This window comes from Massilia sp. Root418, assembly GCF_001425265.1.
In the GTDB taxonomy this organism is placed as follows: domain Bacteria; phylum Pseudomonadota; class Gammaproteobacteria; order Burkholderiales; family Burkholderiaceae_D; genus Rugamonas.
In genome coordinates this window covers 227,697-249,240 of record NZ_LMEC01000023.1, presented here as the reverse complement: position 1 = coordinate 249,240, position 21,544 = coordinate 227,697, and the positions used below count along the sequence as shown (strand labels likewise).

The 21,544-nt window shown below is 67.3% G+C and carries 17 protein-coding genes; 11 read left to right on the top strand and 6 right to left on the bottom strand.

Annotated elements, in window-relative coordinates; genetic code table 11:
* Positions 1–112: 112 nt before the first annotated feature.
* Positions 113–1,774 carry an amidohydrolase gene (locus ASC94_RS24550; protein ID WP_056402124.1) on the bottom strand — a complete coding sequence of 554 codons (1,662 nt, stop codon included), beginning with the start codon at positions 1,772–1,774 and terminating at the stop codon, positions 113–115.
* A 100-nt stretch (positions 1,775–1,874) separates the two neighbouring features.
* Here ASC94_RS24550 and ASC94_RS24545 point away from each other — a divergent pair, with 100 nt between their 5' ends.
* The gene (locus ASC94_RS24545; protein ID WP_056402120.1) at positions 1,875–2,513 is read left to right on the top strand and encodes a glutathione S-transferase family protein; all 639 of its coding nucleotides are present in this window, start codon (positions 1,875–1,877) and stop codon (positions 2,511–2,513) included.
* Between the two features lie 67 nt (positions 2,514–2,580).
* Here ASC94_RS24545 and ASC94_RS24540 read toward each other — a convergent pair whose 3' ends face one another.
* Together ASC94_RS24540 and ada are read right to left on the bottom strand one after the other, a co-directional pair.
* Complete coding sequence (locus ASC94_RS24540) at positions 2,581–3,339, bottom strand: 2OG-Fe(II) oxygenase (RefSeq protein WP_082616830.1); 759 nt, start codon at positions 3,337–3,339, stop codon at positions 2,581–2,583.
* 62 nt (positions 3,340–3,401) lie between these two features.
* On the bottom strand, positions 3,402–4,466 hold the full coding sequence (ada, locus tag ASC94_RS24535; protein WP_056402117.1) for a bifunctional DNA-binding transcriptional regulator/O6-methylguanine-DNA methyltransferase Ada: 1,065 nt from the start codon (positions 4,464–4,466) through the stop codon (positions 3,402–3,404).
* Positions 4,467–4,559: 93 nt separating this feature from the next.
* On the opposite strand from ada, the gene hutC reads away from it, so the two are divergent.
* The 9 genes from hutC (at position 4,560) to ASC94_RS24490 (ending at position 17,950) form a co-directional block, all read left to right on the top strand.
* Entirely contained in the window at positions 4,560–5,279 is a 720-nt protein-coding gene (gene hutC, locus ASC94_RS24530) for a histidine utilization repressor (protein ID WP_056402114.1), read from the top strand.
* 148 nt (positions 5,280–5,427) lie between these two features.
* Positions 5,428–10,167, top strand: coding sequence for a PAS domain S-box protein (locus ASC94_RS24525; protein ID WP_157201570.1), 4,740 nt, complete (start codon positions 5,428–5,430; stop codon positions 10,165–10,167).
* Positions 10,168–10,169: 2 nt separating this feature from the next.
* Positions 10,170–10,604: a response regulator gene (locus ASC94_RS24520; protein WP_056402108.1), complete on the top strand. Its 435-nt coding sequence runs from the start codon at positions 10,170–10,172 to the stop codon at positions 10,602–10,604.
* A gap of 240 nt (positions 10,605–10,844) precedes the next feature.
* On the top strand, positions 10,845–11,171 hold the full coding sequence (gene trxA / locus ASC94_RS24515; protein ID WP_056402105.1) for a thioredoxin TrxA: 327 nt from the start codon (positions 10,845–10,847) through the stop codon (positions 11,169–11,171).
* Positions 11,172–11,313: 142 nt separating this feature from the next.
* The gene (gene rho, locus ASC94_RS24510; protein ID WP_056402102.1) at positions 11,314–12,576 is read left to right on the top strand and encodes a transcription termination factor Rho; all 1,263 of its coding nucleotides are present in this window, start codon (positions 11,314–11,316) and stop codon (positions 12,574–12,576) included.
* A 331-nt stretch (positions 12,577–12,907) separates the two neighbouring features.
* Positions 12,908–13,177 carry a type B 50S ribosomal protein L31 gene (locus ASC94_RS24505; RefSeq protein ID WP_056402099.1) on the top strand — a complete coding sequence of 90 codons (270 nt, stop codon included), beginning with the start codon at positions 12,908–12,910 and terminating at the stop codon, positions 13,175–13,177.
* Between the two features lie 78 nt (positions 13,178–13,255).
* Positions 13,256–14,971, top strand: coding sequence for a glycosyltransferase family 39 protein (locus tag ASC94_RS24500; protein ID WP_056402096.1), 1,716 nt, complete (start codon positions 13,256–13,258; stop codon positions 14,969–14,971).
* Positions 14,972–15,013: 42 nt separating this feature from the next.
* Positions 15,014–15,781, top strand: coding sequence for an ABC transporter substrate-binding protein (locus ASC94_RS24495; RefSeq protein WP_082616814.1), 768 nt, complete (start codon positions 15,014–15,016; stop codon positions 15,779–15,781).
* A 222-nt stretch (positions 15,782–16,003) separates the two neighbouring features.
* A complete protein-coding gene (locus tag ASC94_RS24490; RefSeq protein WP_056402093.1) occupies positions 16,004–17,950 on the top strand; it encodes an AAA family ATPase in 1,947 nt (648 codons plus the stop codon).
* Between the two features lie 20 nt (positions 17,951–17,970).
* Here the strand turns inward: ASC94_RS24490 and ASC94_RS24485 are convergent, their stop codons facing one another.
* The gene (locus tag ASC94_RS24485) at positions 17,971–18,372 is read right to left on the bottom strand and encodes a hypothetical protein (RefSeq protein WP_157201569.1); all 402 of its coding nucleotides are present in this window, start codon (positions 18,370–18,372) and stop codon (positions 17,971–17,973) included.
* 136 nt (positions 18,373–18,508) lie between these two features.
* Positions 18,509–18,916 carry a hypothetical protein gene (locus tag ASC94_RS24480; protein WP_157201568.1) on the bottom strand — a complete coding sequence of 136 codons (408 nt, stop codon included), beginning with the start codon at positions 18,914–18,916 and terminating at the stop codon, positions 18,509–18,511.
* Positions 18,917–19,095: 179 nt separating this feature from the next.
* Between ASC94_RS24480 and ASC94_RS24475 the strand changes: the two genes are divergently transcribed.
* On the top strand, positions 19,096–19,560 hold the full coding sequence (locus ASC94_RS24475) for a GNAT family N-acetyltransferase (protein WP_056402083.1): 465 nt from the start codon (positions 19,096–19,098) through the stop codon (positions 19,558–19,560).
* Here ASC94_RS24475 and ASC94_RS24470 read toward each other — a convergent pair whose 3' ends face one another.
* Entirely contained in the window at positions 19,561–21,522 is a 1,962-nt protein-coding gene (locus tag ASC94_RS24470; RefSeq protein WP_056402080.1) for an APC family permease, read from the bottom strand.
* Positions 21,523–21,544: the final 22 nt, after the last annotated feature.

Genomic DNA, 21,544 nt, shown 5'->3' with positions numbered 1-21,544 from the left:
AGCAGGTGATACGGACGGGCATGGGATCGCCACGCGCCCTCCGCGCATCTTCCCAGCATAAGTTGTCTATACAACCAAGTCAACCCATTTCTGCTGCCAAGGGGTCCGGGACTTAACGTTTGTACACCTGCTTGCCTGCGACCCAGGTTTGCAGCACGGTGATCTTGCCGATGCTGGCGGCGGGAACCTTGAACAGGTCGGCGTCGGTGACGATGAAGTCGGCCCACTTGCCCGCTTCCAGCGAGCCGATGTCTTTTTCCTGGCGCGCGGCGTAGGCGGCGTCCAGGGTGAAGCAGCGGAAGGCCTGGAGCAGGTTCATGGCTTCGTTCTTGTACCAGCCGCCGGCCGGCATGCCGCTGCCGTCCTGGCGCGTGACGGCGGCGTGGATGCCGGCCAGCGGGTTGGGCGACTCGATCGGGAAGTCCGAGCCGCAGGCGATCTTCGAGCCTTGCTTGAGGAAGGTCTGCCAGGCGTACGCGCCCTTGATGCGCTGCGGGCCCACGCGCTGCTCGGCCATGTTCTGGTCGGAGGTGGCGTGGGTCGGCTGCATGGACGGGATGATGCCCAGCGTCTTGAAGCGCGGGATGTCGGCCGGCGCCACCACCTGGGCGTGCTCGATGCGGTGGCGCTGCGCGGCCGCCTCCGGGTATTTCTTCAGCAGCTCGGCGTAGGCGTCCAGGATCTGGTGGTTGCCAGCGTCGCCGATGGCGTGCACGTTGACCTGGTAGCCGGCCTTCATGGCCTTGTCCATCTTGGCCAGCATTTCCTCGTTCTTGTAGAACAGCAGGCCTTTGGTGTTCGGCGCGTCGCTGTAGGGCGCGATCAGGGCGGCGCCGCGGCTGCCCAGCGCGCCGTCCGAGTACAGCTTCACCGCCGACAGCGCGTACAGGCCGTTGGCGTAGCTTTGCAGCGGGCCGTCCTTGGACAGCTGGTCGAAGTCGGCGGTGGTGTCGCCTATCATGGCGTAGATGCGGGCGGTGAGCTTGCCGTTGTCGGCGTAAGCGCGGAACAGGCGGTCCTCGCCCACGCCGATGCCGGCGTCGTGCGCGCTGGTCAGGCCCACCTTGGCCAGGTGCGCCAGCGCGCCGTCCAGCGCGGCGCGCGATTCGGCTTCGGTTGGCGCGGGCACCACCTTGTTCACCAGGTCCATGGCGGCGTCGACCAGGATGCCGGTCGGGCGGCCGATTTCATCGCGCTCTATCTTGCCGCCGGCCGGGTCGGGCGTCTCGTGGGTGATGCCGGCCAGCGCCAGCGCCTTGCTGTTGACCCATACCGCGTGGCCGTCCACCCGGTGCATCAGGGCAGGACGGTCGGCCACCGCACCGTCCAGTTCCAGCGCCGTGGGGAAGCGGCCCAGCTTCCAGATCTCCTGGTTCCAGCCGTTGCCCGCCACCCAGGCACGCTGCGGGTTGGCCCTGGCGAAGTCGCCCACGGCTTGCAGCGCGCCGGGCAGCGAAGTGGCGCTGTACAGCTCCGCGCCGGTGGCGATGGCGCCCAGGCCGAACACATGGCCGTGCGCGTCGATCAGGCCGGGCAGCACGGTCTTGCCTTGCATGTCCACGCGGGTGGCGCCGGCCGGCGCCTTGGCGGCCACCGCCTTGCTGCTGCCCACCGCAATGATGCGGCCCGCGTCGTCGACCGCCAGTGCGGCGAACTTCACCAGCTTGCCGGCCGCGTTGAGCGTGTAGCCGTTGGCGTTGTCGACGATGGTGGCGGCGTGGGCTGCGGCGGGCAGCGCGGCGGCGAGGGCGAGCATCAGGGTGGTCAGGCGCATCAGAACAATCTCCAGAGTGAATTCAATAGCAAGAAGGAGAGTGTAGCGAAGTTTGCACGCTGGTCCAATACGGTTTTGCCGTGTGCCATAGGAGAAAACCATGCTGACCCTGTTCGATTACCTGCCTTCCCAGAATGCCTGGAAGGTGCGCCTGCTGCTCAAGCACCTGCAGCTGCCCTACCGCTCCGAGTACATCAGTATTTTCGAGGGCGAGGGCCAGCGTCCGGCGTTCCTAGCGGTGAACCCCACCGGGGCGGTGCCGGCCCTGCGGCTGGAGGACGGCCGGGTGCTGGCGGAGTCGAACGCCATCCTGTCCTATCTTGCACAAGGCACGCGCTACCTGCCGCAGGATGCGTTCGGGCAAGCCAGGGTGATGCAATGGATGTCGTTCGAGCAGGACTATGTAGGCGCCATCGCCACCCTGCGCCACTGGACCATGACGGGCAAGCTGGAACGCCGCCCCGCCGAGCTGGTGGCGATGAAGCGCTCAGGCTCGCTCAGGGCGCTGCGCATGCTGGACCGGGAACTGGCCACGCGGGCCTTCATTGCGGGCGATGCGTACACCATCGCGGACATGTCGGTGTACGCGTACACGCACCGCGCCGAGGAGGCCAACCTGCCGCTGGCGGAGTTCGTGCACGTGACGGCCTGGCTGGAGCGGGTGGCGGCGCAGGAAGGCTTCCTGCATGAATGCCACCCCTACTCCATCGACCCGTTCTCCGGCGGCGAGCTGCCCTGACGAAGCCATCGGGTACAAGGCTGGGAGCGATACCCCATGCCACCCCCCTTCCGTCCAGGGCCGGCGCTCAAGCCGCGTCGTGGAAGATGATGCCGAGGGTGTGGCGCGCGCCGCTGCGCAGGCGGGACACGCCGTGCCGCATGTTGACGCGGTAGACGCCGCGCGTGCCGCCCACGGGGCGGTGGAACACGGGGAAGATGACCATGCCGCCCTGCTCCAGCGGCACCACTTCGGCGCGCGACTGCATGCGCGGACGCTGCTCGGTGAGCACGAACTCGCCGCCGTCGAAGTCGGCGCCGGGCCGGGACAGCAGCACCGCCGCCTGCAGCGGGAAGACGTGCTCGCCGTACAGGTCCTGGTGCAGGCAGTTGTAGTCGCCGGCGCGGTACTGCAGCAGCAGGGGCGTGGGGCGGACCTGGCCGGCGGCGTGGCAGCGGGCAATGAATGCGTCATGCTCTGCCGGGAAGCGCGGTTCGAGCTGCATGGCCGCGTACCAGCGGTTGGCGATGTGCGCCAGCGGCCCGTACAAGGCCGTGCGCAGATCGGCGATGGGGCCCGGCAGCGGGTAGGCGAAGTATTGGTATTCGCCTTTGCCGAAGCCGTGCCGCTCCATCACCACGCGGCTGCGGAACAGCTCGGGCTTGGCGTAGGCACCGGCCAGGCGGATGCACTCCTCGGGCGTCAGCAGGCCGGGAACGATGGCGCAGCCGTGGGCATCCAGGTCGGCCGCGATGCGCGGCCAGTCGAGCGCCCCGCAGCGCCCGGGCAGGCCGGCGAAGGCGCGCGGGTCCGGCCCGCCGGCATGGCGGGGCAGCGGGCCCGCCATGCGGGAGCCAGGCGGCGCCTCGGCGGCAAGGGACGGCACGGCGGACTGCGGCTGGCCGGCGCTCATTTCGACCCCTCGCGTTCCAGCAGGGCGGCCTTGCGCTCAACGCCCCAGCGGTAGCCGGAAATCGAACCGTCGTTGCGCACCACGCGGTGGCAGGGGATGGCCACCGCGATGGCGTTGGCGGCGCATGCCCCGGCCACGGCGCGCGCGCCGCTGGGCAGCCCTACCCGCTCGGCCAGCTCGGCATAGCTGACAGTCTGCCCGGCGGGAATCTCGCGCAAGGCCTGCCATACGCGCTGCTGGAAGGCGGTGCCGCGCACGTCCAGCGGCAGCGCCAGGCCGATCTCGGGCGCTTCCACCAGCCCGATCACGGCGGCCACCACCTGCTCGTAGTCCTGCTCGGCGCCGATCAGCTCCGCTTTCGGGAAGCGGTCCTGCAGGTCGCGCGCCAGCTCGTCCGGGTCGTCGCCGATCAGGATGGCGCAAATGCCCTTGTCCGTGCTGGCCACCAGGATGGCGCCCAGCGAGCATTCGGCCACGGCAAAGCGGATCGCCGCGCCGCTGCCGCCGGCCTGGTAGGCTTTCGGCGTCATGCCCAGCGCGCCGGACGACTGGGCGTAGAAGCGCCCGCTGGAGTTGAAGCCGGCCGCATAGATGGCGTCCGTGACGCTGGCCTGCTTGCCGGGACCGGCCAGGCCGGCCTGCATGCGGCGCTGCTTCACGCCGGCAGCGTAAGCCTTGGGCGTGAGCCCGGTCTGGGCCTTGAAGATGCGGTGGAAGTGAAAGCGGCTCATGCCGCTGGCCTCGGCCAGGCTGGCCAGGTCCGGCTCGCTCTCGGCCGCGTCGATCAGGCGGCACATCTGCGCCACCATGGCGGCGTGGCGCTCGGCCAGCGGCGGCTGGTCCGGCTTGCAGCGCAGGCAAGGGCGGAAGCCGGCCGCCTCGGCCTCGGCCGTGCTGGCGTGGAAGCCCACGTTGCGGCGCAGCGCCGGGCGCGCCCCGCAGGACGGGCGGCAGTACACGCCGGTGGTGCGCACGGAATAGTAAAACTGGCCGTCGGCCTCGCCGTCGCGCCGCTGCACGGCGGCCCAGCGTTCGTCGTCGTTCTTGAAGGTGGTGTTCATGGCCTGCTCCGAAGTGGTTTCATTATGGGGCCATGGTAGCCAGCCGCCAAGATCGCCACACCCCGGCTCTTGCTTTTGAATTAAAATCTGGACATGAACCAAGCACAGGCAGCCGACCCCACCCCCATTTTCCAGCGCATCAAGGACCATTTGCTGGCGCAGATCGCCGCCGGCGTGTGGAAGGAAGGCGATGTGATCCCGTCCGAGCAGGCGCTGGTCAAGCAGTTCGGCGTCTCGCGCATGACGGTCAACCGCGCCGTGCGCGAGCTCACCGCCGAGCAGGTGCTGACGCGCCGCCAGGGCTCCGGCACCTATGTGGCGCAGCAAAAATACCAGGCCACGCTGCTGGAAATCAAGAGCATCGCCGACGAGGTGCGCGCGCGCGGCCACGCCCACCGCAGCAGCCTGCAGCTGCTGGAGCAAAGCAAGGCCGGCGACCTGCTGGCCAAGCAGTTCGAGCTGGCGCCGGCCTCGGTGCTGTTCCATTCCGTGATCGTGCACTTCGAGAACGGCGTGCCGATCCAGGTGGAGGACCGCTGGGTCAACCCGGCCTGCGCGCCGCTCTACATGAGCCAGGACTTCGCCGCCATCACGCCCAACGAGTACCTGATGGCCGCCGCGCCCCTGCAAGGGGCGACCTACAGCATCGAAGCGCTCAGCCCGCCGCGCGACATCGCCGACATGCTGGCCATCGACACCCGCCAGCCCTGCCTGGTGCTCAAACGCCAGACCCGCTCGGCCGGCCAGGTGGCCTCCATCGCCACCATGTGGCACCCCGGCCACCGCTACCAGTTCGCCGGCAGCTTCGCCTAGGCCGGGGCGGCCATGGCCGCACGGTGGCGGCCGGCGAAAAACCGATGCCCAGCGGCCACAAAGTAAACCCTACAGGCAAATTTTCGATGCTATAGTTGACTGGAAAAGAAGGGGCAGCGCCCCGTTAGCATTTGCGAAAGGGAAGCTCTTGCTGCATCGCCGTCCTCAGTCCAGATTGCCCCCCGGCCAGCCCAGCCTGCCCGGCCTGCGCCGGGCCGCCGCACTGGCCTGCGCACTGGCGTGCAGTCTGCTGGCTGCGCGCGCCGGCGCGGCCGAACCCATCACGGTGCAGCTGAAATGGCTGCACCAGTTCCAGTTCGCCGGCTATTACGCGGCGCAGGACAAGGGCTATTACCGCGAAGCGGGGCTGGACGTGACCCTGCGCGAGGCCCAGCCCGGCGCCGACCCGGCGCAGGCTGTGCTGGAAGGCAAGGCGCAGTACGGCGTGGGCAACAGCGCCCTGCTGCTCAAGCGCGCCGCCGGCGAGCCGGTGGTGGTATTGGCGTCCGTGTTCCAGCATTCGGCCTCGGCCCTGTTCCTGCGGCGCACCGAGAGCGGCCAGGCGCCGGACTGGCGCGGCAAGCGCGTCATGCTGGCCCCCGGCAATGAAGAACTGCTGGCCTACCTCAAGCACCAAGGCGTGGACCTGGACCGGCTGCACAGCCTGCCGCACAGCTACAACCTGGACGACCTGGTCAACGGCAGGGTGGACGCCATGTCGGCCTACACCTCGGAGGCGTCCTATGTGCTCGACCGCAGCAATGTGCGCTACGAGGTGCTGTCCCCGCGCGCGGCCGGCATCGATTTCTACGGCGACAACCTGTACACCACGGAAAGCGAACTGCGCGAACATCCCAGACGCGCCGCCGCCATGCGCGCGGCCACCCTGCGCGGCTGGCAATACGCCATGGCCCACCCGGGCGAGATCGCCGACCTGATCCGCGCGCGCTACCCCAACAGCCACAGCCGCGAGCACCTGATGTCCGAGGCGCAGCAGACCATCCCGCTGCTGGAGCAGCGCCTGATCGAGCTGGGCTACAGCAACCCGGCGCGCTGGCGCGCCATCGCCGACACCTACGCCGGCCTGGGCATGATGCCGGCCAACTTCCCGCTGGACGGTTTCCTGTACCAGCCGCCCACCGACAGCATGGCCTGGCAGTACGGCGCCGGCGCAGCCATCCTGGCGCTGCTGCTGGCGGCGGCCGGCGCGCTGCGCGTGCGCCGCCTGAAGGCCGGCCTGGCGGCGGCCGAGGACCGCGCCCGCAAGGCCGAGCGCCTGACCAGCTTCGCGCTGGAAGGCACCGGCGACGGCGTGTGGGACTGGCTGCCGCAGGAGGACGCGCTGACCCTGTCGCCGCGCTACTGCGACATCCTGGGCTACGACCCGGCCCAGTTCAAGCCCACCGCGCAGGAAGTGATGGCGCTGGTGCATCCGGACGACCAGGCCCGCGTCAGCGACGAATTCATGGCGCCGGCGGCACCGGGCGCCGGCCCGTCCCCGGCCGCGAGCGCACCCGGCGCCGCCGAGCGCACCGCGCTATCCTGCGAATTCCGCATCCGCTGCCGCGACGGCAGCTGGAAATGGGTGCTGGGACGCGGCATGGTGGTGGCGCGCGACAGCACCGGGCGCGCGCTGCGCATGACCGGCACCCTGGGCGACATCAGCGAGCGCACCGCCGCCGAGGAGGCGCGCGTGGCGGCCATCCTGGAAGCGACGCCGGCGGCCATGATGCTGGCCGACCGCCACGGCCACGTGCGCCAGGCCAACGCCGCCTGCGCCCAGTGCTTCGGCTACGCCGCGCCGGAGCAGATGGCCGGCCTGTCGATGGAGCTGCTGGTGCCCGACACCATGCGCAGCACGCCGGGCCGCCCGCGCGAACTGTTCACCCGCCCCGGCCTGCCCGGGCGGGTGCTCACCGCGCGCCGCCAGGACGGCAGCCACTTCCCGGCCATGGTGCACCTGGCGCCGATCCAGATGGCCGGCCAGGGCCTGTCGGTGCTGTCGCTGCGCGACATGACGCAGCGACAGCGCGCCGAGGAAGCGCTGCAGGCCAATTCGGAGCGCTACCGCCTGATCGTGCAGACCGCCGCCGAAGGCATCTGGATGACCGGCGCCGACGACAAGACCACCTACGTCAACCCCACCATGGCGCGCATGCTGGGCTATGAGACGGAAGAGATGCTGGGCCGGCCGATGAGCGAATTCATGGACGAGGAAGGCCAGGCGCTGCTGCTGCGCCACCAGCGCCGGCGCAGCTCCGGCCAGGCCGAGCAGGGCGACGTGCGCTTCTTCCGCAAGGACCACACGCCGATGTGGGGACTGCTCTCGACCACCCTGGTCAACGCCGACAGCGGCGCCTACGCCGGCACCCTGGCCATGATCACCGACATCAACGACCGCCGCCTGGCCGACCAGGCGCTGCGCAACTCCAGCCGCCGCATGGCCTCGGTGTTCAACGCGGTCACCAACGGCCTGGTGGTGCTCAACGGCGACGGCCTTATCCTGGAGAGCAACGCGGCCGCCGCGCGCATGCTGGGCGCGGCGGCCCACCCCGGCGCCGGCCTGTGGCCCGGCGTGCACGAGGACGGCCTGCCGTTCGCGCGCGACGAGCACCCGGTCTACCTGGCCCTGGTGTCCGGCCAGTCGGTGCGCGGGGTGGTGATGGGGGTGCGCCAGGCCGACGGCAGCCAGTGCTGGCTGTCAGTGAACGCCGAACCCATGCGCGACGAGCTGGGCGCCACGCCGATGGCGGTGGCCAGCCTGACCGACATCAGCTACCGCAAGCGCAGCGAGGACGCGCTGCGCCAGGGCGAGCAGCGCCTGCAGGAGATCATCAAGATGATGCCCACCGGCCTGTTCATCAAGGCGCCGGACGGCCGCTTCCTGCTGATGAACCCGGCCTGCGAGGCGCAGTTCGGCTACCGCTTCGACGAGCTGATGGGCGGCGACGACAGCGCCTTCCACTCGCCCGACGAGCTGGCCGCCTTCCGCGCGCGCGACGCGGCCGCCTTCGCCGGCGGCGTCATGCTGGACTACGAAGAAACCGTGTGGAACCCCACGCTGCGCGACCTGCGCCACCTGCGCACGTTCAAGAACCCGGTGTTCGACGAGCGCGGCAAGCCGGCCTACCTGATCTGCATGTCGATCGACATCACCGACAGCAAGCACGCCGAGCAGGCGCTGCGCGAACTGAACGAGCACCTGGAGGAGCGCGTGGCCCAGCGCACCGAGCAGCTCGACCAGGCCAAGCAGGTGGCCGAGGAAGCCAGCCTGGCCAAGGGCCAGTTCCTGGCCAATATGAGCCACGAGATCCGCACCCCGATGAACGGCGTGATCGGCATGGCCTACCTGGCCCTGAAGACCGACCTCGACCCGCGCCAGCGCGACTACCTGGAGAAGATCCGCTTCGCCGGCGAGCACCTGCTGGGCATCATCGACGACATCCTCGACATCTCCAAGATCGAGGCCGGCAAGCTGGAGATCGAGCAGGTCGATTTCGCGCTCGACCATGTGATCCAGACCCTGACCACGGTGGTGGCGCCCAAGGCGGCCGGCAAGGGCTTGAACCTGATGTTCGAGATCGACCCCAGCCTGCCGCCGGTGCTGCGCGGCGACCCGCTGCGCCTGGGCCAGGTGCTGATCAACTACACCAACAACGCCATCAAGTTCAGCGAGCAGGGCCACATCGTGGTGAAGGTGGTCAACGCCGTCAGCGACGCCTCGCACTGCCTGGTGCGCTTCGAGGTGCGCGACCACGGCATCGGCCTGTCGGACGAGGAAATGGGCAAGCTGTTCCAGTCCTTCCAGCAGGCCGACACCTCCACCACGCGCGAATACGGCGGCACCGGCCTGGGCCTGGCGATCTGCAAGCAGCTGGCCCAGCTCATGGGCGGCGAGGTGGGCGTGCGCAGCACGCCCGGCCAGGGCAGCACCTTCTGGTTCACGGCGCGCCTGGGCGTGTCGCCGCGCGCGGTGCCGGAGCTGATCAGCAGCGTGAGCGACGCGGCCGCCGAGCTGCTGGCCAGCGCGCGCACCGCCGCCGTCATGGCCTCGCTCAAGGATGCCCGCATCCTGCTGGTGGAGGACAACACCTTCAACCAGCAGATCGCGCTGGAAATGCTGGAGGAAGCCGGCAGCTCGGTATGCCTGGCCAACAACGGCCAGGAGGCGCTGGCCCTGCTGCACCAGGCCAGCTTCGACTGCGTGCTGATGGACGTGCAGATGCCGCTGATGGACGGCCTGGAGGCGACCCGCCGCATCCGCGCCGACCCCGAACTGGCCGCGCTGCGGGTGCTGGCCATGACCGCCACCGCCACCAGCGAAGACCGGGTGCGCTGCCTGGACGCCGGCATGGACGATTTCATCTCCAAGCCGATCCAGCCGGCGCTGATGTACCAGACCATCGCCAACTGGCTGCCGGCCCAGCGCGCCGGGCATGGCGGCCCGCAGCCGCCGCCCGGCACCGTGGCGCCGCCGCCGCGCCCGCGCGTGCCGGCCTTCAAGCCCACCCTGGCGGGCGACCCGGCGGTGATCGATTTGTCCATCCTGGCGCAGCTGCTCGGCTACAATCCGCAGAAGATCCGCAAGTTCGCCTTCAAGTTCCTGCAGACCACGCAGGACGGGTTCGACGAGATCGACAGCGCGCTGGCGCGCGGCGACGTGGCCCGGGTGCGCGAGCTGGGGCACCGCATCAAGTCCTCGGCGCGCACCGTGGGCGCGCTCGGCCTGGCCGAGATCTGCCTGGCGCTGGAGCAGCTGCCGCAGGACGGGCTGGCGCCGGAACAGCAGCTGGCGCAGGCGCGCGCGCTCGCGGCCGGCCTGTGGCCGCTGCTGGAGCGGGTCACCGAAGTCATCATGAACAACACCACTTTCGCCAACGATAATTAACTATGAGTACTCAAGAACCAGGCGCTGCGGCCGCATCGCCGCTGCGCGTGCTGCTGCTGGACGACGACCCCTTCATGCTGGCCTTGCTGGAAGACATGCTGGACGACCTGAGCGAGCGGCTCGGCAGCGTCGACGTGGCCAGCGCCACCTCGGCCAAGGCGGCGCTGGCCCTGGTGGGCCAGGCGCCGCGCGACCTGCTGGTGTGCGACCTGTCCATGCCGGACATGGACGGCATCGAATTCCTGCGCCTGGTGGCCGAGGGCCACTACCAGGGCGCCGTGGTGCTGCTGTCGGGCATGGACGCCGGCGTGCTGCGCGCGGCCGAGCGCCTGGCCATGGCGCAGGGCCTGGCCATCCTGGGCGCCTGCCGGAAGCCGGTGGCGCCGGCCGCGCTGGGCGAACTGGTGGCGCAGGCCCTGGCGCGCCGCGGCCCGTGACGGCGCCGCTGAGTGTTGCCTGCGAGCCACAACAGCATTTTCCGCACAGGCGGCAAAAATGCGTTATTATTTGATTCATCTCCCGCCTGTTATCCTCTTGCCATCATTTAGGGCATCTGTTGAATTCATGGAAAGCGTCTCCATCTGCGGCCTGTAACCCGGCAGCGTCAAGACGATATCCATCTACAGTGGCATAATCATCCAGGCGTAACTAACCCATACCCCCACCGAGGGAAAAACATGAGCGAAAATATCAAACACATCTCCGACGCATCCTTCGAAGCCGAAGTGCTGAAATCCGACCGTCCCGTGCTGGTCGACTTCTGGGCTGAGTGGTGCGGTCCCTGCAAGAGCATCGCCCCCATCCTGGAAGAAGTGGCCAAGGAATACGACGGCAAGCTGACCATCGCCAAGCTGGACGTGGACGCCAACCAGGCGGTGCCGGCCAAGTTCGGCATCCGCGGCATCCCGACCCTGATCCTGTTCAAGAACGGCGTGCCGGCAGCACAAAAAGTCGGCGCGATGGCAAAAGGCCAGCTGACCTCTTTCATCGACAGCAATATTTAAGTAAGATAGGCGGCGCTGCGCCCGCAGCACCGCCTGCTTGGCCGGTAACGGACCCATCGCGGGCCATGCCGTTACCGTTTTGATCAACCCCACGCAGTTCCCTCCCCTACCTTTTTCTTCCCGTCACGGGACACTCACACATATGCATCTATCTGAACTGAAGGCCTTACACGTCTCCGCCCTGCTGGAGATGGCAATCGGCCTGGACATCGACAACGCGGCCCGCCTGCGCAAGCAGGAACTGATGTTCGCCATCCTGAAGAAGCGCGCCAAGTCCGGCGAGCAGATCTTCGGCGACGGCGCACTGGAAGTGCTGCCGGACGGCTTCGGCTTCCTGCGCTCCCCGGACGCGTCCTACATGGCGTCGACCGACGACATCTATATCTCGCCTTCGCAAATCCGCCGCTTCAATCTGCACACCGGCGACTCCATCGAAGGCGAAGTGCGCACGCCGAAAGACGGCGAGCGCTATTTCGCGCTGGTCAAGGTAGACAAGGTGAACGGCGAATCGCCGGAAGCCTCGAAGCACCGCATACTGTTTGAGAACCTGACGCCGCTGCACCCGAACGAGCCGCTGCGCCTGGAGCGCGAGATGAACGGCGCCGAGAACATCACCGGCCGCATCGTCGACCTGATCTCGCCGATCGGCAAGGGCCAGCGCGGCCTGCTGGTGGCCTCGCCGAAGTCCGGCAAATCGGTCATGCTGCAGCACATCGCGCACGCCATCACCGCCAACCACCCGGACGTGACCCTGATCGTGCTGCTGATCGACGAGCGTCCGGAGGAAGTAACGGAGATGCAGCGCTCGGTGCGCGGCGAAGTGGTGGCTTCCACCTTCGACGAACCGGCCACCCGCCACGTGCAGGTCGCCGAGATGGTGCTGGAAAAAGCCAAGCGCCTGGTCGAGATGAAAAAAGACGTGGTGATCCTGCTGGACTCCATCACCCGCCTGGCGCGCGCCTACAACACCGTGATCCCTGCCTCCGGCAAGGTGCTGACCGGCGGTGTGGACGCCAACGCGCTGCAGCGTCCGAAGCGTTTCTTCGGTGCCGCGCGCAACATCGAAGAAGGCGGCTCGCTGACCATCATCGCCACCGCGCTGATCGAAACCGGCTCGCGCATGGACGACGTGATCTACGAGGAATTCAAGGGCACCGGCAATATGGAGGTGCACCTGGAGCGCCGCCTGGCCGAAAAGCGCGTCTACCCGGCCATCAACCTGAACAAGTCCGGCACCCGCCGCGAGGAACTGCTGATCAAGGCCGACCAGCTGCAGAAGATCTGGATCCTGCGCAAGCTGCTGTACTCGATGGACGAGATCGAGGCGATGGAGTTCATCCTCGACAAGATGAAGGCCACGAAGACCAATATGGAATTCTTCGACATGATGCGGCGCGGGGGATAAATCCCCTGGCCCGCGCAAGGAGCTTGGCCCTGCAGGGCCAAGCCGTTCCGCAGGCGCGCGGCTGTGCCACGCGAAACCCCTGCTTCACCGCGGCGGCTAAGCATCGGCCACATGCACGTTCGCGGCACCGTAGGGCGGGTTAGGCGCATAGCGCCGTAACCCGCCAACGCGCACATGCCAAAGCGGCAAGCCCCTCCGGCTTGCCGCTTTTTTTTATCCGCTGTATAATCGACGGTTGTTTTTAACCACTGGCAAGTGAGCGGCAATCGGGTCAAGAAGCTGGACGACCGACGAAGTGCTGTTTGGCTACCTACCCATTCGAAAGAAGCACATGAAACCAGAAATCCATCCAGACTACCGCGAAGTAGTGTTCCACGACCTGTCGTGCGACTTCAAGTTCATCACCCGTTCGACCATCCAGACCCGCGAAAAGATCGAGCACGAAGGTAAAGAATACCCTCTGGTCAAGATCGAGGTGTCGGCTGAATCGCACCCGTTCTTCACCGGCAAGCACAAGATCGTCGACACCGCTGGCCGCGTTGAGAAATTCCGCCAGAAATTCGGTACCGTCGGTTCCAAGACTTCCGTCGCTGCAGGCTAATCTGCCCCAGTGCACGAAAAAAGGCAGCTACGGCTGCCTTTTTTTCATTCATACTCACTCCTTTTTGCGCCACTGCCGATGAAGCCTGTCCGTCTGCCCGCCGCCGCCACGCTCGCCCTGCCCCGCTGGGCCATCTACGCCCTGGGCCTGCTGTACATCCTGCCGGGCCTGATCGGCCGGGAGCCCTGGAAGGCCGACGACGCCGCCAGCTTCGGCATCATGTGGACCATGGCGCAAGGCAGCATGCAGGACTGGCTGTGGCCCAATATCGCCGGCCTGCCCATGCCCGACGAGGGCCCGCTGGCGTTCTGGCTGGGCGCGGCCTGCATCAAGCTGTTCGGCTGGCTGCTGGGCGACGTGCTGGCCGCGCGCGTGTCCACCGTGATCGTGTTCCTGCTGGGCGTACTCTCGCTGTGGTACGTCACCTTTGCGCTGGGCCGCCGCCAGGACGCCCAGCCCCTGAAACTGGCCTTCGGCGGCCAGCCCGAACCGGACGACTTCGGCCGCACCCTGGCCGACGCGGCCAGCCTGATCTACCTCGGCTGCCTGGGCCTGCTGGTGCACAGCCACGTCACCACCGCCGAGCCGCTGCAGGTGGCGCTGCTGTCGCTGCTGCTGTACCGCTCGGTGCGCTACATGGAACTGCCCTCGGTGCGCAACGCCGCCCTGATCGGCCTGGCGCTCGGCCTGATGGTGCTGGCCCGCGGCTGGCTGGCGCCGGCATTCCTGGTGCTGGCCCTGTTCCTGTGCTCGCAATTCCTGGCCATGCCGGCCGGCCGCACCCTGGGCCACCTGGCCGTGTCGGCCGGCGTGGGCGCGCTGGCCACCATGCCGTGGCTGCTGCCGGCCGTGCTGACCCACGGCGACGCCCAGCTGTCGGCCTGGATGCAGTGGAACTACGCGCAGATCGCCCTGCCCACGCCGCAGTCGCTGGGCTACTTCCTGCGCGTGGGCGTGTGGTTCTTCTGGCCGGCCTGGCCCTTTGCCGCCTGGGCCGTGTACGCCTGGCGCCGCCAGCGCCGCGTGCTGCACATCGTGGTGCCGGTCACCTTCACCGGCATGGCCACCCTGCTGGCCCTGTGCCATCCGGCGCCCGAGCAGGGCCAGCTGTTGCTGCTGCTGCCGCCGCTGGCCATCATGGCGGCCTTCGGCCTCTTGACCATGAAGCGCGGCGCCATCAACGCCATCGACTGGTTCTCGGTCATGGTGCTGACCCTGTGCGCGGCCACCCTGTGGCTGTTCTGGAGCGCCATGCTGACCGGCTGGCCCGCCAAGGCGGCGCACAACGCGCTCAAGCTGGTGCCCGGCTTCCATCCCGAATTCCGCGCCCCGGCCGTGCTGGTGGCCTTCTGCGCCACCGTGGGCTGGTTCATGCTGGTGCACTGGCGTTTGTCGCGCCAGCCGGCGGTGCTGTGGCGCGCCGTGGTGCTGTCGTCCGGCGGCCTGATCCTGGTGTGGATCCTGGCCATGACCCTGTTCCTGCCGGCCGCCAACTACAGCAAGAGCTACGCCACCGTGGCGCGCCAGGCCGCCGCCGCGCTGCCGGCCGGGGCGGGCTGCGTGGAAACCAATGTGGCGCCGGCGCAACGTGCTTCCTTTGTCTATTTCGGCAAGCTGCCCTTCGGCAAATCGGATCAGCGCTGCGCCGTGCTGCTGCTGCAAGATAACATCCGCGTCGAGGACAGCGTGGAACTGGCGCCGCAATACCGGGCGCCGCACTGGGAGCAGCTGTGGGAAGGCCGCCGCGCCTCGGACCGCCAGGAACGCTTCAGGCTGTACCGCCGCCTGCCCTAGCCCCATCCGCCGTGCTATGCTAGCTCCATCAAGAGAGTAGCTATGGCAACAGGACTTACCTTCTCGGCAATATTTATAGCCTGCGCGCTGGCGCCCGCGCCCGCGCTGGCCGGTCCCGCCGCCGCCCCGCCCGGCGCGCTGTTCATTGCCGGCGAGCACGTGCCGCCGGCCAGCTGGAAGGAAGGCAGCGAAGTGACGGGGCGCGAAACGGAGAAGATCCGCGACATGCTGGCGCGCGCCGGCATCCCCTACCGCATCGACATCCTGCCGTGGAAGCGCGGCTACATGCTGGCGCAGCGCCAGCCCGACACCTGCATCTATTCCACCTCGCGCACGCCGGAGCGCGAGCGCGAATTCAAATGGGTCGGCCCCACCGACGAGGCGGAGTGGGTGTTTATCGGCCGCCCCGGCCACACCTTCCCGCTGCGCACCCTGGAAGACGCGCGCCCGCTGCGCATCGGCACCTACCATGGCGATGCGCGCGATGAATTCCTGCGCGCCCGGGGCTTCAAGGTCGAGCCGGTGCAGAACGACGCGTCCAATCCCAAGAAGCTGCTGCTGAACCGCATCGACGTGTGGGCCATCGGCATGCGCGTGGGCAGCCAGGCGCCGTCGCGCTTTCCGGAAATCGAGAGCGGGGAACTGGTGCCGCTGCTGGCTTTCCACAAGGTGAAGGTCTACCTGGCCTGCAATCCTGCCGTGCCGGACGCGCTGGTGGAGAAGATGAACGCCGCCCTCGACAGCATGCGCCGCGACGGCACCTTCGCCCGCCTGGAACGCAAGTATGCACTATTGGAAAAACGAAAATAGTCATTGTAATCAAGGTATTATCAAGCTGGCCACGCTGTGGCTGAGGCCGATTTTTTTGCTGCAGACTGCACACAAAACAGGCAGAGCACGCTATAGTACTCGGTAACCCTTGCCGTAAGGCATGCTTTAAAGCAACGCTGGCTACCGCCCCGCCCTGCGCTCCAGCCCCTGTACGACATCTTCTGGCCACAGCCCGCCAGCAGTCTGCCGAGTCCAAAAAACATGTTCAACATCTACAAGCTTCAGCTCGCGCTCAAGAACACTTGGGTCCGTATCGCCCTGCTGGCCGCCATCGCGCTGGCCATCGGCGTCACCACCTGGCGCAGCAATGTTGCGCAAGACACCAGCCCGGTGGTGCGCTCCCAGAATATCGCCGAAATCACTGCGCTGGCCGGCCAGCGCGAGCGCCTGGCCTTCCTGCTGGTGGCCAAGCCGCTGTCGGAAGCGCCGCGCTACATCTACAAATTCAAGGACGCGCCCGAGCTGTTCGTGGTGAAAGTGCCCAGCACCTCCCACTTGAGCCTGGAGCGTGAAGTACTGCTGCGCAACGCCATCCCCTACGGCATCGCGCAGGAAGACTGGCTGGCCAGCCACAAGGCCGTGCTGCAGGACGACGGCGGCGCGCTGGCGCCCACGCGCGACTTCCTGCAGCGCCACGCCTTCGACATCACCGTGGTGCTGCTGCTGCTGCTGGGCCTGAAATTCGGCATTCCCGGCATGGGCATGAGCGCCAGCGTGATTTCGCCCGACCAGCTGAAGGGCAGCCTGGACGACCTGATCGGCATGGACGACATCAAGCAGGAAGTGCTGCACCTGGAAGACATGATACGCAACCGCCGCGTCTACCAGTCGCACAACATCGACAAGCCCTTCAACGTGATGCTGACCGGCCCGGCGGGCACCGGCAAGACCAAGCTGGCCGGCTACCTGGCCAAGCGCCTCAACATTCCCCTGATCCAGGCCTCCGGCTCGGCGCTGGAATCGGGCTATATCGGCGGCGGCTCCAAGGCGCTTAACGCGCTGTACAAGAAGGCCTGCGCGCGCGGCTCCTGCATCATTTTCCTGGACGAGGCGCAAGCCCTGTTCATGCCGCGCGGCCGCGGCGAGAAGAAATGGGAAGACGACACCGCCAACACCCTGCTGGGCCTGCTGGACGGCGTGAAGAAGGACGACGGCGCGGGCGTGATCTGGGTGGTGGCCTCCAACTTCGACGACAGCAGCTCGCAGATGGACGAAGCCATGCTGCGCCGCTTCTCCGTGAAAATCAATTTCCGCCTGCCCAACAAGAGCGAGCGTGCGCAGCTGGTGGAATCCTTCCTCAAGCGCAAGAAGGACGGCTGCGTGGACTGGAACAGGCTGGACCTGAACCAGGTGGCGGAAATCACCGCCAACCTCAGCCCGGCGGTGCTGGAAACGGTGGTCGAGCGCGCCAGCATGATCGCCATCCAGGAAGACAAGATCATCGACACCGACCTGATGTTCCGCGCCTTCGAGCGCGCCACCATCGGCCTGACCGACCGCGCCACCACGGCTGAAAAGAGCCGCCAGCGCGAGCGCATCGCGCTGCACGAGCTGGGCCACTTCTTCATGCAGATCGATCCCTATCTGCGCGAAGGCATGCCGCTGGCCGAGGTGAAGGAAAAGTCGCACCTGCTGAAGATCAGCACCGAGTCGGTGTCCAAGCTGGGCGCGCTGGGCTATGTGCTGTCGGCCGGCGACGACATGGCGCTGCGCACCCTGGAAGAGCTGGAGCGCGACGTGATCCAGCTGTACGGCGGCGTGGCGGCGGAAGAACTGTTCTACGGCGCGCGCGGCATTTCCGTGGGCAGCCAGAACGACATCCAGAAAGCCACGCGCATGCTGGACACCATGGTCAACCAGCTGTCGATGTACTCGCGCTCCAAGCTGGACTACAGCCAGTTCAAGCACGACAGCAACGAGCACACCCTGGTGCAGGTGGAAGCCAAGGCCGACGAGCTGTACAGCTACACGCTGGGCGCCATCGGTGACTACCGCACCGTGATGGAATCGGTGAAGGACGAACTGCTGGAACGCTACGTGCTCTCGAAGGACGAGATTTTCGCGCTGCTGGAAGAGCGGCTGGACACGGCGCCGCTGCAGCGCCCAGAGCGCCGCATGGCGGACCGCCGCAGCGCGCTGCCGGCCTGAGCCCTGGCCTGAACGCTGCCCTAGCGCACCGCCATCATCACGCTGCCGGCCGGCAGGCCGGCGCCCAGCGCCAGCCGTTCGACGTTGCGTATGGTGAGTTCTTCGCCCTTGGCGCTGAACTCCATGCGCACCCCGGCCGCCGTGACGAACACGCCGGGCGCGCGCGGCTGCAGCTCCATCCAGGTTTCGCCTGGCAGCTGCGCAAAGTAGCGCTGGCCGCGCTGGAAGAAGGCGATGCGCCTGCCGTTGCTCAAGCTGTAGGATGCGGCGTAATCGTCAAACTCGCCCGGCGCCAGGCGCATGGTTTTCGGCGCCTGCTGCGGCGCCTTGATCTGCACGCTGCCCTCCTGCGGCTCCGCCGTCGCGCAGAACGCGCTCAAGCCCAAGGCCGCGCACAGCGCGGCGCCCACATAAGTATTCATCACGCGCTCCAATCAGCGGATCAGCCGCTGCCGCAGCTTTCATACTAGCAGCCGGGCGCGGCAGCGTAACGGCCTTCTTCACTGATTGTTCCTATCCCCCGGCCATTCCCAATAGCCCAGGGAACCGGGGCGCGCTTCAGCGCCGCGCCAGCACGGTGACGCCGCTGGCGGCCATGGCCTGCGCCATGGGCAGGCGTTCCAGCTGGTCGATCGCCACCACTTCGCCCTCCTGGCGGAACTCGAAGCGGGTGCCGGCGGCGGTCTTGAACACACCGGGCGCTTGCGGATACATCTCGGTGCGGCCCTCGCCCGGCAGTTCGGCGTAGTAGCGGTTCACGCTGTTGGTGAACTTGATCTTGGCGCCGTTGCTCAGCACGAACAGGTGCGCGTAGTCGCTGAACTCGGACGGGGACAGCTTGTAGCTGGCGCGCTTGATCTGCACGCTGTCGGACTTGTCGCCGGCCGCTTGCGGGGCGGCGCTGGCGCCCATGGCCATGAAGGATAGCGCGGCAGCGGCCGCCATTGCGACGCAGGTTTTTTTCATGATGCTTCTCCGTATGCTGGTTGACCTGATGGCCACCGCTGTTATCGTTGTAGCGGGGACAGGATCACGATAGCAAAGCCCACGCGGCGCCGCACCGCTCGCGCGACAAACGGCGGAATGGCGGGGCCGGACTGCATTTCGCGGGGACAGACCGCAAAGCGGCGGAGTAAGATAGACGGATGCAGATCCGACCTTACCGGCGCGGCGAAGAAGCCCTGCTGCGCGCCATTTTCCATTCGTCCGTGCATGGGCTGGCCAGCCGCGACTACACGGGCGAGCAGTTGCGCGCATGGGCGCCGGAGGAGTATGACGCGGCATTGTGGGCGCAGCGCATGCGCGCCAACCAGAGCTGGGTGGCCGAGCTGGACGGGCAGCTGGCCGCCTTCACCGACCTTCAGCCCTCGGGCTACATCGACATGTTTTTCGTGGCCGCGCCGTATGCCGGACGCGGCATCGGCCAGGCCCTGCTGCAGCACCTGTTCGGGCTGGCGTCCGAGCGCCGCATCGCCGTGCTGCGTTCGGACGTGAGCCTGACCGCCGAGCCCTTCTTCACACGCCACGGCTTCAGCGTGGAAACCCGCAACCAGGTCGCCGTGCGCGGCGAGCTGCTGGCCAACGCCACCATGCGCAAGCTGCTTACCTGACTACACCTTCATCGGCAGGATCACCATCTGCAAGCCTTCCAGGTGCAGACGGCGCTGGATGGCGAGGGAGGCCTGGTTGTGCAGGGAGCGCGTGAACCAGTTGTCGGCGGAGAAAATGAGTTTGCTGGTGAAGAAGATCGCGTTGGGGAACTCGTTGCTGAGCTCCTCGCACATACGCGTCACTTCGTCCACCGCGTCGGTGCCGAAGCCCAGGTAGGACGACGACGCCATGCCGTGGCTATGGCAGAAGTCCACGAAGTATTCCAGCGTGGTTTCGGCGTCGCTGCGCATCTGCTCCAGCGCGCCTTCGCCGCCGTAGGCGTGCGAGTCCACCGTGCGCGCGTTGATGAACAGGAAGTTCTTGAAGTGGCCGGGGAACATGCGCTGCACCCATAGCAAGGCGTGCAGCCCGCCGCCGCGCGAATTGCCGACAATGAAGACCGCCGTCTGGTCATGCGGGTCCGGTTCCACCGGTTCGCGGTTGCTGCCGAAGGGCTGGCTGGCGAACACTTCGTCCACCGAGTGGATGGCGCGCTTGGTTTCGCGGTAATGGTTGCGCACCACCACGCACAGCGCCGCGATGGCGCCGATGATCAGCGCCGTGGCCCAGCCGCCCTCGGCAAAGCGCTCGAACAGCAGGATCAGCAGGATGCCCGCGCAGATCGTGAAGCCCACCAGCGACAGCAGGAAGCGCCCCAGCCAGCGCGGGTTTTTCCTGCGGTTGCGCACCCAGTACAGGCACAGGCCGAACAGCGAAATGGCAAAGGTCAGGAACACGGAAATCGAGTACAGCACCACCAGCAGGGTGACGCTGCCGCCGGTCCACCACAGGATGGCCAGCGCCGCCAGGCCCATCACCAGGATGCCGTTCTGCGTCACCAGCCGGGTCGACAGGTAGCGGAACTTGTGCGGCACCCAGGAGTCGGCCGCCATATTGGCCAGCACCGACGGGCCGCCCAGGAAGCCGGTGTTGGCGGCCACGAACAGCAGCCCGGCCTCGAACGCCAGCACCACCGCCAGCAGCACCTGGTTCACCACAGGCCCGCCCAGGTCCATGTGGTTGATGATGCTTTTGAAGGTGGACGCGTTCAGCGTTTCGCCCGGCACGTGGCGCGCGTCCCACAGCAGGTAGAGCATGATGATGCCGCCCGCCGTCACCGCCAGCGACAAGGCCATGTACAGCATGGTCATCTTGCCGGTGCGCACGCGCGGCTCGGCCAGCAGGTTGACGTTGTTGGACACCGCTTCCAGGCCGGTGTAGGTGCCGCCGCCCTGCGAATAGGCCAGCAACAGCATGCCGGCCACGCCGGTCCAGCCTATGCCCTGCGCCAGGCTCACCGTTTCGTTGATGGTGCTGGGCACCAGGCCGGGCAGGTTTTCCGCGTGCGCGACGATGCCGTACACGATCAGGATCAAGTGGGTGACAACGAAGCCGACGAAGATCGGCAGCAGGATCTGGATCGCCTCCTTCAGGCCGCGCAAGTTCATCACGATCAGCAGCCCGATGAAGAACACTTCCGCCCACAGCTTGTAGGGCTGGAAGCCGAGCGGCAGGAAGGACGCCAGCGCGTCCACCCCGGAGGCGATGGAAATGGCGATGGTGAGCACGTAGTCGAGCACCAGCGCGCAGCCCGATATCAGGCCCATGTAGGGGCCGACCAGCTTGGTGGCCACGCGGTAGCCGCCGCCGCCGGTGGGGAACAGCTCGATCACCTGGTTGTAGGCCAGCGCGATGATGAACACCGTGATGGCGGTGGCAATGGCCATGTAGAGGCCAAGGTGGGTGTGCGCGCCCAGCGCGCGGAAGGTTTCCTCTGGGCCGTAGGCGGACGAGGACAGGCCATCGGCGCCCAGGCCCACCCAGGCCAGGAAAGCCACCAGCGCCATCGAATGGCGGGTTTCGCTGCGCATCGGGTCGAGCGCTTTGCCCAGAATGATTTCGCGTATCTTTTTGTTTTTCATGCGTTTGGCGCCCACAGAGGGC